This window comes from Cohnella rhizoplanae, from assembly GCF_948329515.1.
Lineage (GTDB): Bacteria > Bacillota > Bacilli > Paenibacillales > Paenibacillaceae > Cohnella > Cohnella rhizoplanae.
Genome location: NZ_CAOJCN010000011.1, coordinates 93,559 through 110,327, shown reverse-complemented (window position 1 = coordinate 110,327; position 16,769 = coordinate 93,559). Strand labels below are relative to the sequence as shown.

Genomic DNA, 16,769 nt, shown 5'->3' with positions numbered 1-16,769 from the left:
CAGGATCAAGCTAATACCCATGTATCCTTGCAGCCGCCGCCTTGGGACGAATTGACGACCAGCGAGCCTTCCTTCATGGCGACGCGCGTCAACCCGCCGGGCAGCACGTGTACGTCCTTGCCGTTCATGAGCGCGAACACGCGGAGATCGATATGCCGAGAGACGAGCCGGCCATCCTGGCATACGGGCGCCGTAGACAGCTTAATCGTCGGCTGCGCGATATAGTTGTCGGGGTCTGCGATAATCTTCTGCGCGAAGGCCGCGCGCTCCCCCTCGGTCGACGACGGACCGATCAGCATGCCGTATCCGCCGGAGAGCGACGTTTCCTTGACGACCATCTCATCCAGCCGCTGCAGCACGTATTCCCGTTCCTCGGGGCGGCTCATCAGATAGGTGGGCACGTTGGAGAGGATCGGCGTCTCATTCAAGTAATAGCGGATCATGTCCGGGACGAAGGTGTAGATCGCCTTGTCGTCGGCGACGCCCGTGCCCGGCGCGTTCGCGATCGCGATGTTGCCGAAGCGGTAAGCGTTCATGAGCCCTGCCACGCCCAGCATCGAATCCGGCCTGAACGCGAGCGGGTCCAGGTAATCGTCGTCGATCCTCCTGTACAGGACGTCGATCCTGCGTTTGCCGCGGGAACCGCGCATATAGATCTTATGATCCTCGCAGACGAGGTCGCGTCCCTCCACGAGCTCGATGCCCATCTGCTGCGCGAGAAACGCATGCTCGAAGTAAGCCGAGTTAAAGCTGCCGGGCGTGAGCAGCGCGATCAGCGGATCGCTCTTGTCGGTCTGCGCCATGGCCCGCAAGGAGGAACGGAAGGCGTCCAGCGTGCGGTCGATGCCTCGAATGGCGTGCGAAAAGTACATTTCCGGGAAGTCGTGGGTCATGATCGAGCGGCTCTTAAAAATGTAGGAGAAGCCCGAGGGCGAGCGAAGATTGTCCTCCAGCACGAAGTAGTCGCCCTTCTCGTCGCGGATGAGGTCGATGCCGGATGCCGTCACGTAGGTGCCGCCGGGCACGGAGAGCCGCATCATCTCGCCTCTGAAGTAGCGGTTGCCGAGCACCATGCGGCGGGGAATCAGCCCGTCCTGGAAGATGTGCTGCTCGTGGTACACGTCCTGGAGAAAAGCGTTCAGGGCGCGCACGCGCTGCGAGACGCCGCGCTCGATCGTATCCCACTCGGCGCCGGGAATGATGCGGGGCACGAGATCGAACGGAATCGTGCGCTCGAGCGCCTCCGTCTGACCGGGCTGCGACAAGGTAAAGGTGATTCCCTCTTCCATGAGCCGCTGGTTCATCTGACGCTGTCTGGCCGCTCGTTCGTCGAGGCTGAGGCGGGAGAGGATCGCCTGGACTTTTTCATAATGCGCCCTGACCTGCGTCCCCTCGAACATCTCGTCGTAAAACTTGGAAGCGGGAGGCGACAGCGAGGTGATCGCGTTCCATAATTCCATGCGTGCGGCCCTCTCCGCGCGGGTTCGCGGAGGAGAAGAGCCTTTCCTCCCTTCGGGCGGGAATCCGGGCGGGGGCGATAGACATCCTCTGTCCGGGTCGGCAACCGTTGTTAAATGAATTCTATTCCTCCGCTTCTTTTATGTCAATAATGTTTACATAAAATAAACAAAATTCACGTATAATATGACGTATACATTCCGTTATACGTTATAATTGAGGGCTTTTCTACAAAATCATGGGGTCAGCGGACAGCTGGAGGGGCCAATAGCCGAACAAAGGGTGTATGAATGATCGCGCGTGTTAACCTGATTTTCGAGGTAACTCGGGCTGCGAAGGTTCGTCCAAGGCGAGTTAGCTTGGTTCTCGAGGTAATTCAGGCTTCAGGGGGCTGACGGATCCCGAGTTAGCTTGTTTTTCGAGGTATCTCGGGCTGCGAAGGTTGATCGAAGGCGAGTTAGCTTGTATATCGAGGTAATTCGGGCTTCAGAGGTTGATCGAAGGCGAGTTAGCGTGTTTCTCGAGGTAATTCGGACTGCTGAGATCCGGTCGACGGCGAGTTAGCTTGTTTTTCGAGGTAATTCGCAACCCTCCCCCCTCTCGCCTGCATTAGGTTTCCTCCGCCGCGCTATGTTAAAATATCGGAACAATGCCCGGCAAAAGGAGTTATCCAGTTGACCTCTAAAGGGAATGCAGGGCTGCTGTCCATCTGGATCAGCCTGGTCAGCAATATCGCGCTCACGATCATGAAGATCATCGTGGGCCTTCTCTTCGCGAGTCCCGTGCTCGTGGCGGACGGCATCCACAACGCCGGCGACATCATCGCGACCGTGGCGGCGCTGACGTCCTCCATGGTATCCAAGAAGCCGGCGGACGAAGATCACCCGTACGGCCACGGCAAGGCGGAGGTCGTCGCCTCCGCGCTCGTGGCCATTATCCTGGCGATCGCCGCGCTCTGGATCGGTTACCATGCCGTGCAGACGCTCCGCGAACCGCCGGAGAGCGAGAGCCTGCTGCCGCTGGCCGCCGCCGTCGTGTCGCTCGTCTGGAAGCAGGCGCTGTACGTCTACACGATCCGGGTCGGACGCGCCGTGAACAGCAAGAGCGTGCTCGCCACCGCTTACGATCACCTCGCCGACGTATACGCCTCGTTGGCCGCGGTCATCGGCATCGGGCTCGCCTATATCGGCGAGCGCCTCGACTGGCCCTGGGCCGCATACGGCGATCCCGTCGCAGGCATCATCGTGTCGCTGCTCGTGCTTAAACTCGCCTACGAGATGGGCACCGACGCGATCGACATCTTGATGGAGCGCAATGTCGCCCCAGGCAAGCTCGCGCAGTACGAGAAGGTGATCGCGGGCGAGAACGAGATCAAGCGCATCGACCGCGTCCGCGCCCGCGAGCACGGACACTACATCATCGTCGACGTGCGCGTCGGCATCCCGAGCCACTATACGATCCAGCAAGGGCACGATATCGGCCGCGCGCTCAAGCGCCGCATCATGGACAGCGACCCCGACGTCGTCGAGGTGCTCGTGCATATGAATCCGTGGAACGAGGGCGAGTAGCGAACTCGGCCGGCCAACCCGGCCCTGTCGCTCGCCAACCCGCCGGCAAACAAAAAAAGGTGACCTCCGAAGCGGACAGCCCGCTCCAAAGGTCACCTTTTTAATGCGTCAATGCGATACCATGTTGTACTTCATGATCCAGATGGAGCCGGCGACGATCGTCAGGACGATGACGAGTCCGAGCAGGAGCACCATCAGGTTGTAGCGCGGCTTCTTCTCTTCCTTGAGGTGCATGAAGAAGAACAGCTGGACGACGAACTGCAGGACGGCCGTCACGAGCAGGACGACGTCGGCGGCGTTGCCGGTCACGATATCGTTCAGCACGAGGATCAGCGGGATCGCCGTCAGGACGAGCGAGAGGACGAACCCGAGCACGTAGGACTTCATCGAACCATGGGACTCGTGCGCGTCGCCGCCGTGCGGGGCGTGCGTGTCATGATGCTGCGCCATTTACCTCACCCCCATCATGTACACGATCGTAAAGACAAAGATCCACACGACGTCGAGAAAGTGCCAGTAAAGGCTGATGTTGCTGATCTTGCGCTTGGTCACCGGCGTGATGCCGCGCTTCGCGACCTGAAGCATGAGCGCGACCATCCAGATCAAACCGATGGAGACGTGGAGTCCGTGGGTGCCGACGAGCGTGTAGAAGGCGGACAGGAACGCGCTGGTCGAGATCTTGGCGCCCTCGTCGATCATCTTCAGGAACTCGGTGACTTCGAGCGTAATAAAGGATGCGCCCAGCAGCGCGGTGACGATCAGCCAGCCGATCAGACCCTTCTTGTCGCCCCGGTTCATGGACAGAACGGCGAGGCCGCTCGTGAAGGAGCTGGTCAGCAGGATAAACGTCTCGGCGATGACGCCGGGCATCTCGAACAGGTCGGCGCCCGATGGGCCGCCCGCCGTATTGTTTACGAGGACGGCGTACGTGGCGAACAGCGTGCCGAAGATAATGCAGTCGGTAATGATAAATATCCAGAAGCCCATCATCCGCAGCGCTTCAAGGTCGTGGTGGCCGTCATGGCCGTGACCGTGATCGTGCGAAGATTGGCTGGTCGCGACATGCGCCATTAGACAACCCTCCCCGCTTTGGCTTCGGTCTTCTTAATCTCGTCGACCGTTACGTAATAATCCGTGTCGTAGTTAAACGAATGATACAGCATGGTGCCTGCGATCCCGATCGCGCCCGGTATAATCAGCCACAGCCAGTCGAAGACGAAGCCGAAGCCGAGGATGAACCAGAAGACCGACATGACGATCGGCGTGCCCGAATTCTTAGGCATGTGGATCGGCTCGTACTTGGGCGGCGGATCTTGAATGCCCTGCGCGGCCAGCTCCTTGCGGCGCCACCAGTCGTCTCTGCCTTCGACCTTCGGCGTGATCGCGAAGTTGTAGAACGGCGCCGGCGAAGGGATGGACCACTCGAGCGTGCGGCCGCCCCACGGATCGCCTTTGACCCGCTTCATAAACTTGATGCTGTGCAGAATCTGCCACACTTGGAACAGGAAGCCGATCCCCATCAGGAAGCCGCCGATCGTGGAGACGAAGTTCCAGCTCCACCAGCCGGTGTCCCAGCTGTACGAGCTGACGCGGCGCGTCATGCCCATGAGGCCTAGCACGTACTGCGGCATGAAGCAAACATAGAAGCCGATGTTCCACAGCCAGAACGCCCAGCGTCCGAGCTTCTCGTTGAGCTTGAAGCCGAACACCTTCGGCCACCAGTAGTACAGACCCGCGAAGTAACCGAATACGACGCCGCCGATGAGTACCTGATGGAAGTGCGCGATCAGGAAGTAGCTGTTGTGGAACTGGAAGTCCGCCGGCGCGACCGACAGCATGACGCCGGTCATGCCGCCTACGACGAAGCAAGGAATGAAGGCCATCGTCCAGAGCATCGGAAGCTCGAACGTAATTTTCCCTTTATACATCGTAAACAGCCAGTTAAAAATCTTGACGCCGGTCGGTATCGCGATGATCATCGTCGTGACCGCGAAGAACGCGTTGACGTTGGCGCCCGAGCCCATCGTGAAGAAGTGGTGAGCCCAGGTGAAGAACGAGAATACGCTGATGCTCATCAGCGCGAACACCATGGAGCCGTAGCCGAACAGCCGCTTCTTGGAGAAGGTGGCGACGATCTCCGAGAATATGCCGAATGCCGGCAGTACGACGATATAAACTTCGGGGTGACCCCACATCCAGATGAGGTTGATGTACATCATCGGGTTGCCGCCCATGTCGAGCGTGAAGAAGTGAGCGCCGAAGTATCGGTCGATGAAGAGCAGCGCCAGCGTCACCGTCAGGATCGGGAACGCCAGAATGATCGTCAGACAGCTCGAGAGGACCGACCAGGTGAACATCGGCATCTTCATGAGCTTCATGCCAGGCGCGCGCATCTTCAGAATCGTGACGATAAAGTTAATGCCGGTCATCAGCGAGCCGATACCCGAGATCTGAATCCCCCAGATGTAGAAGTCCTGCCCGACGCCCGGACTGAACATCTTCTCCGAGAGCGGCGGATAAGCCAGCCATCCGGCCTCCGGCGAGCCGCCGATGACGAACGAAACGTTGAACAGCATCGCGCCCATGAAGAACAGCCAGAAGCTGAGGGAGTTGAGCAGCGGAAACGCGACGTCGCGCGCGCCGATCTGCAGCGGCACGACCAGGTTGAACAGGCCGAACATCAGCGGCATCGCCATGAACAAGATCATGATGACGCCGTGCGTGGTGAAAATATCGTTATAGTGATCGGGCTTCAGAAACTCCATGCTGTCGGGCAGCGCCAGCTGCGTCCGCATGAGCAAGGCGTCGACGCCCCCGCGGAACAGCATCAGCAGCGAAGCGATGACGTACATGATGCCGATCCGCTTGTGATCGACGGTCGTCAGCCATTCGCGCCACAGCCAGCCCCAGCGCTTGAACGCCGTGAGCGCAACGACGATGGCGACCATCGTCAGTCCGATCGCGACGTCGGCGCCGTAGATGAGCGGGTCCCCTGTCACGAAGAAATCGGATAGCTTGGTAATCTTCAATCGGGTCCCCTCCTTAATGTTGATGCGCGGCGCCTTGATCGTCCGCGCCGGACATGTCCATATCGCCCATGTCCATCTCGCTCATATCCATATCGCCCATATCGTGGCCTTCGTGATTTTCAGTGACGGAAGTCTCTTCCTTGGATGCATCCGCGTCGCTGCCGCCGTGGTGATGGCCGGATTCGCCTGCCACGACGTACTTGTTCACGATGCCGTCGAACAGACCGTTCGGGAAGGCGGAGAAGGACCGTACCAAGGATGTATCCGGCTTCGCCAGCTCGTCGTAGCCCTCCTTGCTCATCGCGGGGTACGATTGTTTCACGTCCGCTACCCACTTGTCGAAGTCGGCTCGGGACGTCGCCTTGGCGTTAAACGTCATCTTGCCGAAGTATTCGCCGCTGAAGTTCGCGCCCGTGCCGAAGTAATCGCCCGGTTCGTCCGCGATCAGATGCAGCTTCATCGCCATGCCCGACATCGTATAGATCTGGCCGCCGAGCTGCGGGATCCAGAACGAGTTCATCGGCGCGTCTGCGGTCAACTGAAACTGTACCGGCACCTTTTCAGGGAACTGGATGTAATTGACCGTAGCGATGCCTTGCTCCGGATAGAGGAAGAGCCACTTCCAGTCCAGCGCCACGACCTGGATCGTGATCGGCTTCTCGTCGGATGCGATCGCCTTGGACGGCTCCAGCTTGTAGCTGTATTGCACCGTGACGATGGCGATCAGCAGGATGATCAGGATCGGCACGCCCCACCAGATGGCTTCCAGCTTCGTGCTGTGATCCCACTCCGGCTGGTACGCTTCTTTCTTTTTGCTCTTCGCCCGGTATTTCCAAGCGATCCAGAACGTCAAGATCAGGACAGGCACGATAATAATGAGGCAAAGCCCCGTCGTGATATAAATCAGGTCAAGCTGCTGCTTGCCGATCTCTCCTTTGGGATCGAGGACGACTACGTCGCCGCAGCCGGACAGCAGGAACGTCATCAGCGCCAGCGGCAGGAGCGCCGCCGCCCGCATGAACCACCCTTTGTACTTCATTTGCTCACACTCCTTGATTGCGGCTTGGCGCCGTGGCCCGCGGTCCCTCTCGTCAGAGTTCCGCGCTATGTCCTTAACATATCAAATACCGGAGGCCACGGCGCTGCTGTTAACAAATGCGTCAATGTTTGTTTGATATTTAGCAATAAATTGTTCACCAATTCGACCTTTGTTCAAACAATCGCAACAAAAAAACTGCCTAACGCGGAGAAGTCTCTCTGCGCAGGCAGTCTTTGGCTGAATCGGTTGTTCCGGCGGCGCCGGGTTAAGCGAGATCTTCGACCTGGTCCAGGCCTTCGGGCTCGAGATCCGACTTCTTCATCATCAGCGGAGCGGCTACGCCGAACAGCAGGATCTGCAGTCCGCCTACGAGGAAGCCGATGCCGATCATCAGTCCCAAGTTGCCGTCGTTAAATTCGTTCATATTCAAAGCGCTGCAGATTACGCCAAATGCAATAATAACCGCCGCGGTCCATTTCAACGCGATCGTCATGTCTTTTCTCACTTGTGAACAGCTCCCTTCGGTGGAAACGCTATCTGTGAACATTCTATCACAGAATTGTGACAAAATATAGTCCGAATCTGCCTAAACTCCATAGCCGATCCGCGCTGTCCGTGCTCGATTCAACTGTCAAGGCTGCATGTGAGCCCTATTGTTTGTTACCCGGGGTGATCGGCCTCCAAACGAAAGCAAGCCGCGCAAGCGTCCAACTGCTATAATCTTCCTAGACCTAAGGCGGAGACGCATTCCAACCGCCGTCCGTTACCGCAGCTCCCGTCACCGTCCTATAATGAAGCGGCAGGCAAGGAATTATTCAGGCTAAGCCATCGGCATAGAAACGAGGAATGAACATGAACGAGAACAAATCGGCCGGGCCGCTCGCGACCGCGATGCTGGCATTGATCGGCATCGTCGCGATCCCGCTGTGGCTCGCGTTATGGGCTGCGCTGTCAGCCCTGGCGGCGGCCAATGTCGCCCTGATCGCCGCGCCGCTCGCCGTGCTCGCGGACTGGGCGCTCTACGGCTACGGCTACCCGGCCAAGATGTACGCCAGCTTGGCAGCTACCGGCGTCGGCATGCTCGCAGCCCTCGGCACGGTCGCGGCATTCAAGACCGGCATCCGCCTGACGGCCGGCGCATTGGACTGGACGAACCGGATTCGGAAAGGTAGGGCTATATAATATGAAGAAAGTATCTTGGATTACGATCGCAATCGGCCTGATCTTGATCGGTCTCGGCGGCGCGGCTTATTACAAATTCCACTTCGCGGACCCGCTCGAGACGCATTCGCAAGCATGGACGTTCGGCGAGGGAGAGCTGAGGCAACTCACGATTAACGGAGAAGCCAAGAGCTTGAACGTGCGGTTCGTGCCCAGTACGGACGGCCGGAATTCGGTCACGCTGAACGGAAGAGAGGAACAGGAGGTCATCGACCGGCTGTCCGACGTCACGGTGCGCGACGGCAAGCTGGAGCTGAACCTCAACACCAAGTTCAAGTGGTTCAACATGGACCTCGACTTCAGCAGCCGCAAGCAGGAGATCGTCGTCGCGTTGAGCGGCGCCGGACGGCTGGATGCCGTCACGGTGAAGTCGGATTCGGGCTCGGTGAGCGTGGACGGATCCAAGGCGCGGACGGTCGAGATCAGCTCCGACTCGGGGGCGCTGAGGGCGTCGAACATCGAAGCCGGAACGCTCGAGCTCAAGGCCGACTCGGGATCGGTGAGACTGAGCGGCATCGCGGCCGAGCAGGTGACGGTAAAAACGGATTCCGGCAGCGTGCAAGGCGACGGTATGAAGGGGGACGCAAGCGTGTCGACGGACTCGGGCTCGATCAAGCTGGCCGCTCTTACCGGCGCGGCCGCGATCGACTCCGATTCGGGCAGCGTCCGGCTGCAGAAGCAGGATACGTCGTCGTCGAGCGTCAAGACGGACTCCGGCAGCGTGCGCGTCGAGCTGACCGCGGCCTTCGCGGGCCAGTACGACCTCCGGTCGGACTCGGGCTCGATCCACGCGCCGGACTCGCCGGGACAGTCGACCGATGTGCTGAAGGTGCGCACGGACAGCGGCAGTATCCGGGTGGAAACGTCGGAGTAAGCGCTAAAAAGGCCCAATGCCTCTCGTAGAGATGGCGTTGGGCCTTTTTTTGGCGTAAGCGGGGGAATCGCCTCTTGTGGTGAAGGCGATTGGCCTGGGCGCGCGCTCGATGGACGCATCGCCTCTCGTAGTGAAGGCGATGGGCGTCAGCGGGCGCCCGTTGGGCGCAACGCCTCTCGTAGTGAAGGCGATTGGCCTGAGCGGGCGCCCGTTTGGCGCAACGCCTCTCGTAGTGAAGGCCATCGGCCGCCTTCAGGCCGGATACGGCTGCGACGGCGAGGACGCCAGCGCCTCTTCGGTGATCTTGCGGATGTCCACGGGCGACATCGACTCCTCGCTTACCAGGTCCGGCAGGATGCTGTCGAAGAAGTAGTCCACGCACTTGAGCGGGATGCGCCGGATGCTGAGCAGCGCGTGCCTGTACATCGAGACGAACTCTTTTTCCGTATTGCCCCGCTGCAGCTCGGAGAACGCCTCGTACACCTGGTCCAGCTTGTCTGCCGCCTCCAGAATCAGGCCTTCTATCGACTGGTCCTTGCCCTCCCGCAGCTGCTCCTGGAAGATCGCCTTGAACTCGCGCGGGATATGCTCTTCGATAAAGTTATGGATCATGCCCTCCTCGACGCGCTGCAGCAGCGTGCGCAGCTGCATGGAGGAATGCTTGACGGGCGTCTTGATATCGCCAATAAAGATTTCGCCGTAATCGTGGCTGCTCGTGATCCGGTACAGCTTTTTCCAATCGATCGTCGCGCCCTGCTGCTCCTCGATATCCGCGAACGTCTTGGCGTACTGGACGACCTTCCACGAATGCGCGGCGACGCTATGCTCTTCGAACTTGAACTTGCCGGGACAGCGAATGATCCGGTCGAGCACGTCCAGCGACCTGAAGTAGGCGTGTATCCCCATGTCGGGCTCTCCTTTAGATAGCGAATGTCCGGCTGTTCGTAAAAAAGAGCGAGCCGCAGCCCCATTGTAGCTTGCCGATGTAAAGCCAGGATTATCAGAAGGTAAAGCGGCGATCTTATCTGCCCGCGTCCGCCAGTCCGCTGACGAGCGAATCGTACAGCAGCAGCAGGTCCTTGGAGGGGCGGATGCCCAGCTCCCGGTTCAGCAGCTTGACGTAGTCGGTGTACTGGGCGGTGAGCGCCTTCTTATTGCCCTCTCGCGCATACAGCTTCATCAAATGCCGAATCGTCGTCTCGGCGAGCGGATCGCGGGCGTGCAGCTTGAGCAGGAGCTTAGACGCCGTCCCCGTCTCCCCCGTCTCCGCGAGCCTCTCCGCCAGCAGCAGGACGTAGGCGCCGTAGGCCTTGGCGAGCCGTTCCGTCTCATAGGTCGCCCATACATAAGACTTGTTGCCGAAAAGATCCCCCGTGTACAGACGCTCGGCGCCGAGCGCGGCCTCCGCATCGAAGCCGTCCGCCCCGTTCCATGCCGCGATCCGCCGCTCGAACGTCTCGTAATCGACGGAGGCCCCCGGCAGCTCGAGCGCATAGCCGTCGTTCTCCGAGCGTACGGCCTCCCGCAGCCCGATCGGCTCGAGCGACTTGCGCAGCTGGTAGACGGCCGTGTTCAAGTATTTTTCCGCGTTGCCGGGCGTCATGCCGCCGAATATATCCTCGATCAGCCGGGAGCGGGCGATCCTTTTCCCGCGGTTCATGAGCAGGTAGGCGAACAGCTCGGCGCTCTTGTTCGAGATCCACTTGACGCGGCCCAGGTCGCCGCCGACCGAAAAGTCGCCGAGCGTCGTTACGGAGATCGGACGGGCCGTGCGTTCCGCGGCGTCCGGGAGCGCGGCTGCCTTGCCCGCGCCAGCGGTCAGCGCGCGATGAACCGTGCGCTCGAGCCGCTCCTGCGATACCGGCTTCACCAGGTAGTCCACCGCCGACAGCTCGAACGCGCGCAGCGCGAACTCCTTGTGGGACGTCACGAAGACGATCCGGGCCCGGCTGCCGGCATTCTCCATGCGGGCTGCGAACTCGAGCCCGTTCTCGCCCGGCATCGAGATGTCCACGAACGCGAGTCCGATCTCCTCCCCGCCGAGCAGGCAATCCGCCGCCGACTCCGTATCCGTGAACACCCCCGCGATCCGCACCTCGGCAAACTTGGCCAGCATCCTCCGCATGATGAGATGCATGACCGGCTCGTCGTCAACCAATATAACGTTCATGCCCGGTCGCCTCCGTTCCGTCTAGCTCTGCCGTCTCGCCGGCCTCCGCCGCCGCAGGCAGCGTGAATACGAACGTCGTTCCCTTGCCGGGGGCGCTGTCGAACGCAAGACTCCCGCCGTGCAGCCGCAGGAACTCGCGCGTCAGCACCAATCCGAACCGCATCTCTCCGCCCTCCCGGTCGAATCCCCGCGCCTTCACGAACAGCTCCTCCTGGCGGAGCAGCCGGGACGTCTCCTCGTCGATGCCCGCGCCGTCATCCCGGACGCGGACGCGTACCCGATCCCCTGCCCGCTCCGCGAGAACCTCGATCGCGCCGTCCATGCCCGTGAACTTGACCGCGTTGGACAGCAGATTGCGGAAAACGAGGTCGAGCATCTCCTTGTCGGCCAGCACCGAGAGCGCGCCGTCGACGTCGCAGGACAGCGCGATGCGCTTCATGCCCGCTCTCGGACCCGCCGCGGACAGCGCCTGCCGGACGACCTGGCCGAGATTCCAGGCCGTGGGGCGAAACGCGACCTGACCGTTCTGGCTCCGGTACCAGTCGAGCAGATTGTCCACCAGCCGGAACGTGCCGCGCAGCTGCCCCTTGATCTCCCGGTACACGTCGGCATGGGCCGGATCGTCGGCAGCCGGCTCCTCCTCCAGCAGCTCCGTGAGACTGACGAGCAGCGCGATCGGGTCCCGGATGTCATGGGCCATCACGGTGAAAAGCTTATCCTTAAATGCGTTCAGCTCGGACAGCTGGCGGGCGCTCTCGCGCAGCCTCTCCTCGTTCTCCTTGAGCTCGGTGACGTCGCTGAGCATGAGCAGCTTGCCTATGGGCGACATCCCCCGGTCGTAGAGAAAGGACAGGCTGCAAATATAATGCCTCGCGCGGCCGCCTCCGTCCGCATGGACGAGCGGGAAGCGGTCCTCTCTGCCGTCGGCCGCGGCGATGCGGCCCAGCAGCTCGCGGCCATCGGGCCAGATGTCCCGCGCATGGGCCGGAGACCGGCCGGCTCCGCGCAGCGCGGGGAAGATATGCTCGGCCGCCGCGTTGCTGCTGACGATCCGATCCTCGTGGTCCAGCAACACCGCTCCGTCCCGGATCGTATCGAACACCTTGGCGAGCGCGAGCGGCGTCAGCCGCAGCAGGTTGAACTTGAAGATGCCCCAGGCGTAGACGAGGCCTGAGACGGCGAAGCCGAAGGGGGTAAAGTCGAAGCGCACGCCGAAAAAGAACGCCGCGTTGCAAAGCGCCGGAGCGGCCGCGCCTATAATGAGGATGAGGATCTGTCGCCGCGAATCCCGCTGCGAGCGCCAGTACATCGGGAAGAACAAGAGCAGGCCCGCCGCAAGGATACCGTAATTGTACATGGCATGGACGGCGTACCAGGGGCCCTTGACGGTCGAATACGGCGGCAAGCCGCCGTCCGTATTCAAGACATAGGCCTCGTACACCAGACCATGCCAGCCATTGGTGAGATGGAGCAGGAAGGTCGCGACGGGCACGATCATGAGCCAGCCGACGAGCCGTCTCGACACGGCCCCAGCCGTCCCCGTGGACTGGATCGCCAGCAGCAGCCAGCATGCCGTCACGAACGGAATGCCCAGGTACTCGATCTGCAGGGAGAGTTTGACGCCGCGCAGCGTCCCGCTCATCAGCTCGAACGCGTAGCCCGCTGCGTAGAACGATGCCGCGAGCATTGTGCCGATCATCGTGCGCGCGACCTGCAGATGGCGCTTCTGATAGGCGAGACAAGCGATGAGCAGCATGAGCGCCGTCGCGGCGAACAGCAACGCCGGCATCCATTGTCCGACTGCCATGCTTTTGCGCCTCCTTTGCCCGCAGGCGCTTGGTATACCATCCTTTCGACAAAATCGCGCATAATTCCTCTAAAAACAAAAAGAGAACCGCAGCCGCTGAGGCTCGGTTCTCGGTTCGCGACCGAATCAGTTCAATGGAGCGGACTGGTGGCCTTCGCCCCATTCCTTGAGCATCAGGATGACCGGCTCCAGCGTGCGGCCGTACTCGGTGAGACGGTAACCGATCTTCGGCGGGGTCTCCTGATAGACGACGCGCTGCACGAGGCCTTCGCGCTCGAGATCGCGGAGCTGCAGCACCAGCATCCGCTGGGTGATCCCGGGGATCATGCGGCGCAGTTGGTTGAAGCGCGCCTCCTGCTTGATCAGTTGATAGAGAATGACGCCTTTCCACTTGCCTCCGATGACGCTCATCGCCGTTCCGACGGGGTTGCTTGCCGTATCGTTCGCTTCGAATTTGATCGTTTGCAGCATAGGGGGTGCCTCCTTATTTCGGTGCTCGACGATTCGCATATTCTTTCGCATATTCTTTTTATATCATTTGTTACTGAACAAATTCTGAAAAACCCCGGACGGATGCGGAGATTGGCTTTGTTGCATACTATTGACAACGATTCGGACCAAGGGAGGCGGCCGCGCCATGCTCAAAAGGCTCATCCGCGCCTGGATTCTGCGCGCGGCATCCGGGCGCCCTTCGCGACCGTCGTCCCGCGGCTTCGGCGGACCGGCCGCGCCGCGCGACCTAGCCGCCGCTCCGTCGGACGCGCTCGCCAGTATCCGTCAAGCGTTCAAGCACGCGGAGGACCTCGTATGCCAGCCGATCTTGGCGGGCGGAGTCGCGTGCACGCTCGTCTACTTCCAGACGATCGTGGACGAGAAGACGCTGCTCGAGCATCTGATCCGGCCGCTTCAAGACCAGGCAGGCGCCGCAGATCCGCGCGAGCTGCTCGACGGCTTGCTGCAAGGCGGCCTGGTCTCCGTGCAGGCGTCGCGATGCCGGGACGCGGACCAGGCCGTGAGCGCCATATTGGAAGGACAAGCCGCGCTGCTCATCGACGGCGGCCGCCAAGGCATCTGCTTGTTTCCCATCACCAAGTATAGCTCCCGCGCCGTCGTTGAATCGCAGCACGAGACGGTCATCGTCGGTCCGCAGGAAGCGTTTGTAGAAAATATCAAGACCAACCTCTCGCTCGTCCGCCATAAGCTCAAGCATCCGGACTTCAAGGTGGAGAAGCAAACGTTCGGGCGGTTCACCAAGACCGATACCTACTTGATTTATATCGAAGGACTCTGCAATGCGGACGTGCTGCGGGAAATGAAACAAAAGCTAGCCGCCATAGACCCCAGCAGCGTGCTCGGGGCCAGTTATATCGCGGAGCGGATCCAGGGTCCGCCCATCACGCCTTTCCCGAGGATTCAGTATTCGGAGCGCCCCGATACGCTCGTCTCCTCGCTGATGGAAGGAAGGATCGGACTCATGGTCGACGGCACGCCGCAGACGCTGATCGTACCCGTCACCTTTTTCTCGCTCATGCAGTCGGCGGAAGACTATTATCAGAACTATCTAGCGTCGACATGGATTCGCTGGATCCGGCTGTTCTTCGTCGTCATGTCCTTCCTCGTGCCCTCGGTGTACGTGGCAGTCACGACGTTCCATCCGGAGATCGTCCCCGCCAACCTGCTGCAGACCATCACTGCCGCCCGGGAGAATATCCCTTTCCCCGCTCTGGCGGAGGTTCTGATCATGGAACTGATCTTCGAGGGACTGCGGGAAGCCGGCATCCGCATCCCGCGGCCGCTGGGCCAGACCGTGTCGATCATCGGGGCGATCGTCATCGGACAGGCTACCGTAGAGGCCGGGATCGTATCGGCGCCGACCGTCATCGTCGTGTCCGTCACGGGCATCGCATCCTTCGTCATTCCGCACTTCGAGCTCGGGCTGGCGTTTCGGCTGCTCCGGTTCCCGCTGCTCATCCTGGGCGGCCTGCTCGGCATGGCCGGGCTCGTGACCGGATTGTTCATTCTCTTCTGGCATCTGGTATCGCTGTCTTCGTTCGGCGTGCCGTACATGCACCCGGTCGCGCCTTTGTCTCTGCGGGATTGGAAGGACACGTTCATACGGATCAACTGGTCGCGCATGAAGCCGCGTCCCGAAGCTTATCGAGATGAAGAAGCCGCGGAAAGGCTGCCCAGCGGCCATGAATAGAGTCTTCGGGTGGACGGCGGCCGCGCTGCTAGCGCTTCCAGTCTCGGGCTGCTGGTCCAAGCTCGAACTGAACGACCGCAGCTTCATCACGAGCGCATACGTGGATGTGGGCGAACGCCCGGGCGAGGTCACGCTGACGATCGGCTCGCCGCTGCCCAACCGGCTTATATCAACAGGCGGCGGTACGGACTCGTCAGGCAACGAGGGCCAGGCCTTCACCTCGGATACCCAATCCGCTGCCACGATCCCGGAAGCGCTGGCGGAAATCCAGAAGGACCTGACGCGCAAGCTCACCTGGGGACAGATCCGCGCCGTCATCGTAAGCGAGGAATATGCGAGCCAAAACGGCTTGCAGGAGGTGCTGGAATGGATCTCGCGGAACCCGTCCTTTCCGCTGCGGACGTATTTCTTCGTGTCCGAAGGGCAGGCTAGGAAGATCATGGAACTGACGCCTGTGTACGAGAGGAGCCCCTCCGAGGTGCTGCGCAAATTCGGCAACCGCAGGTTCATCCCGCCGGTCACGGTCAAAGACCTCGCGGTGGTCAGCGCTGCCGGTGTCGGCATCGCCGTTCCGGTGCTCCGAACCGGCAAAAAGCCGCTTGTCAGCGAAAAAGGCAAGGAAAGCAACTGGGTCGGCATTTCGGGCGGAGCCATGATTCAGGACATGCGCATGAAGGGCCGGCTTGAAATGCGAGAAAGCAAGGTGGTCGGTTGGACGAAAGGCCGAATCAATGAACCGATGTACGACTTGCTGTCCGAAACCGGGAAGTTTCATTTCAGGTTAAATCACCTCAAGGCAAAGATATCGCCCAGCATCTTATCCCACGGCGACATCGTATGCCGGGTGCAGCTCCGCGCCGAAGCCACGCTGGAATACGCGATGAGCGACGAGGACATCTCCAGGTCCGCCGAACTGCATAAGCTGGAACGCGAAATGAACGCTTCAATCGTCTCCGACCTGAAGAGCGCGCTGGATAAATCCCAGTCGATCGGAGCGGATATTCTGGCGCTCGGCCGGCAGCTGGAATGGAGGTATCCCCGCCAGTGGGCGCGCATGAAGGATAAATGGCCGCAAGCATACGGCGATGAGGTCCGCTTCAAGGTGCAAGCCAACGTTCGCGTGACCCATATGGACGCGGAACACAAACCGATGTGGTCGATTCAGGAGGCGGGGGCGCCGTGAAGACCGCGTGGCTGATCATGGCCGGCGTCGCGGCCATCGAACTGTACAGACTCCGCCAAGGCAACAAACGCACCCGCTACATGGCGCTTACGGTATGGCTGCTGTGCATCGGATATGTGGGGATCGCGGCCTTCGGGGAGTGGCTTCCGCTGCCGGTCTTGATCATACGCGGCTTGCTGGGCTGGACCCACCCGCTCTTCCGGTCAAGCTGAGCAGA

Annotated in this window: 16 protein-coding genes; 6 read left to right on the top strand and 10 right to left on the bottom strand. The window is 60.7% G+C overall.

What is annotated here, in order from left to right; genetic code table 11:
- Positions 1-5: 5 nt before the first annotated feature.
- Entirely contained in the window at positions 6-1,460 is a 1,455-nt protein-coding gene (locus PQG80_RS17080; RefSeq protein ID WP_271752636.1) for a circularly permuted type 2 ATP-grasp protein, read from the bottom strand.
- 672 nt (positions 1,461-2,132) lie between these two features.
- Between PQG80_RS17080 and PQG80_RS17075 the strand changes: the two genes are divergently transcribed.
- Complete coding sequence (locus PQG80_RS17075; RefSeq protein WP_334219826.1) at positions 2,133-3,026, top strand: cation diffusion facilitator family transporter; 894 nt, start codon at positions 2,133-2,135, stop codon at positions 3,024-3,026.
- 108 nt (positions 3,027-3,134) lie between these two features.
- Here the strand turns inward: PQG80_RS17075 and cyoD are convergent, their stop codons facing one another.
- From cyoD to PQG80_RS17050, 5 genes are all read right to left on the bottom strand, one after another.
- Complete coding sequence (gene cyoD, locus PQG80_RS17070; protein WP_271752635.1) at positions 3,135-3,476, bottom strand: cytochrome o ubiquinol oxidase subunit IV; 342 nt, start codon at positions 3,474-3,476, stop codon at positions 3,135-3,137.
- Positions 3,477-4,097, bottom strand: a complete 621-nt coding sequence (cyoC, locus tag PQG80_RS17065; RefSeq protein ID WP_271752634.1) for a cytochrome o ubiquinol oxidase subunit III — start codon at positions 4,095-4,097, stop codon at positions 3,477-3,479.
- Positions 4,097-6,055, bottom strand: coding sequence for a cbb3-type cytochrome c oxidase subunit I (locus PQG80_RS17060; RefSeq protein WP_271752633.1), 1,959 nt, complete (start codon positions 6,053-6,055; stop codon positions 4,097-4,099). Before PQG80_RS17060 ends, cyoC begins: the two co-directional genes overlap by 1 nt.
- Before the next feature lie 13 nt (positions 6,056-6,068).
- Entirely contained in the window at positions 6,069-7,094 is a 1,026-nt protein-coding gene (gene cyoA / locus PQG80_RS17055; RefSeq protein WP_271752632.1) for a ubiquinol oxidase subunit II, read from the bottom strand.
- A 265-nt stretch (positions 7,095-7,359) separates the two neighbouring features.
- Positions 7,360-7,599, bottom strand: coding sequence for a hypothetical protein (locus PQG80_RS17050; RefSeq protein ID WP_271752630.1), 240 nt, complete (start codon positions 7,597-7,599; stop codon positions 7,360-7,362).
- Between the two features lie 347 nt (positions 7,600-7,946).
- Between PQG80_RS17050 and PQG80_RS17045 the strand changes: the two genes are divergently transcribed.
- Both PQG80_RS17045 and PQG80_RS17040 read left to right on the top strand, forming a co-directional pair.
- Positions 7,947-8,276, top strand: a complete 330-nt coding sequence (locus tag PQG80_RS17045) for an HAAS domain-containing protein (protein ID WP_271752629.1) — start codon at positions 7,947-7,949, stop codon at positions 8,274-8,276.
- Between the two features lies 1 nt (position 8,277).
- A complete protein-coding gene (locus PQG80_RS17040) occupies positions 8,278-9,189 on the top strand; it encodes a DUF4097 family beta strand repeat-containing protein (protein ID WP_271752628.1) in 912 nt (303 codons plus the stop codon).
- A gap of 252 nt (positions 9,190-9,441) precedes the next feature.
- Here PQG80_RS17040 and PQG80_RS17035 read toward each other — a convergent pair whose 3' ends face one another.
- The 4 genes from PQG80_RS17035 to PQG80_RS17020 all read right to left on the bottom strand — a co-directional run bounded on the left by PQG80_RS17035 (position 9,442) and on the right by PQG80_RS17020 (position 13,637).
- Complete coding sequence (locus PQG80_RS17035) at positions 9,442-10,095, bottom strand: YfbR-like 5'-deoxynucleotidase (protein ID WP_271752627.1); 654 nt, start codon at positions 10,093-10,095, stop codon at positions 9,442-9,444.
- A 115-nt stretch (positions 10,096-10,210) separates the two neighbouring features.
- Positions 10,211-11,359: a response regulator gene (locus PQG80_RS17030; RefSeq protein ID WP_271752626.1), complete on the bottom strand. Its 1,149-nt coding sequence runs from the start codon at positions 11,357-11,359 to the stop codon at positions 10,211-10,213.
- Positions 11,340-13,166 (bottom strand): sensor histidine kinase, encoded by a 1,827-nt coding sequence (locus tag PQG80_RS17025; protein ID WP_271752625.1) that lies wholly within the window; start codon positions 13,164-13,166, stop codon positions 11,340-11,342. Before PQG80_RS17025 ends, PQG80_RS17030 begins: the two co-directional genes overlap by 20 nt.
- Before the next feature lie 126 nt (positions 13,167-13,292).
- A complete protein-coding gene (locus PQG80_RS17020; protein ID WP_271752624.1) occupies positions 13,293-13,637 on the bottom strand; it encodes a winged helix-turn-helix transcriptional regulator in 345 nt (114 codons plus the stop codon).
- A 166-nt stretch (positions 13,638-13,803) separates the two neighbouring features.
- On the opposite strand from PQG80_RS17020, the gene PQG80_RS17015 reads away from it, so the two are divergent.
- The 3 genes from PQG80_RS17015 to PQG80_RS17005 are packed head-to-tail and all read left to right on the top strand — an operon-like array spanning position 13,804 to position 16,764.
- Positions 13,804-15,369, top strand: coding sequence for a spore germination protein (locus PQG80_RS17015; RefSeq protein WP_271752623.1), 1,566 nt, complete (start codon positions 13,804-13,806; stop codon positions 15,367-15,369).
- Positions 15,362-16,552 carry a Ger(x)C family spore germination protein gene (locus tag PQG80_RS17010; RefSeq protein WP_271752622.1) on the top strand — a complete coding sequence of 397 codons (1,191 nt, stop codon included), beginning with the start codon at positions 15,362-15,364 and terminating at the stop codon, positions 16,550-16,552. Before PQG80_RS17015 ends, PQG80_RS17010 begins: the two co-directional genes overlap by 8 nt.
- Entirely contained in the window at positions 16,549-16,764 is a 216-nt protein-coding gene (locus PQG80_RS17005) for a hypothetical protein (RefSeq protein WP_271752621.1), read from the top strand. Before PQG80_RS17010 ends, PQG80_RS17005 begins: the two co-directional genes overlap by 4 nt.
- Positions 16,765-16,769: the final 5 nt, after the last annotated feature.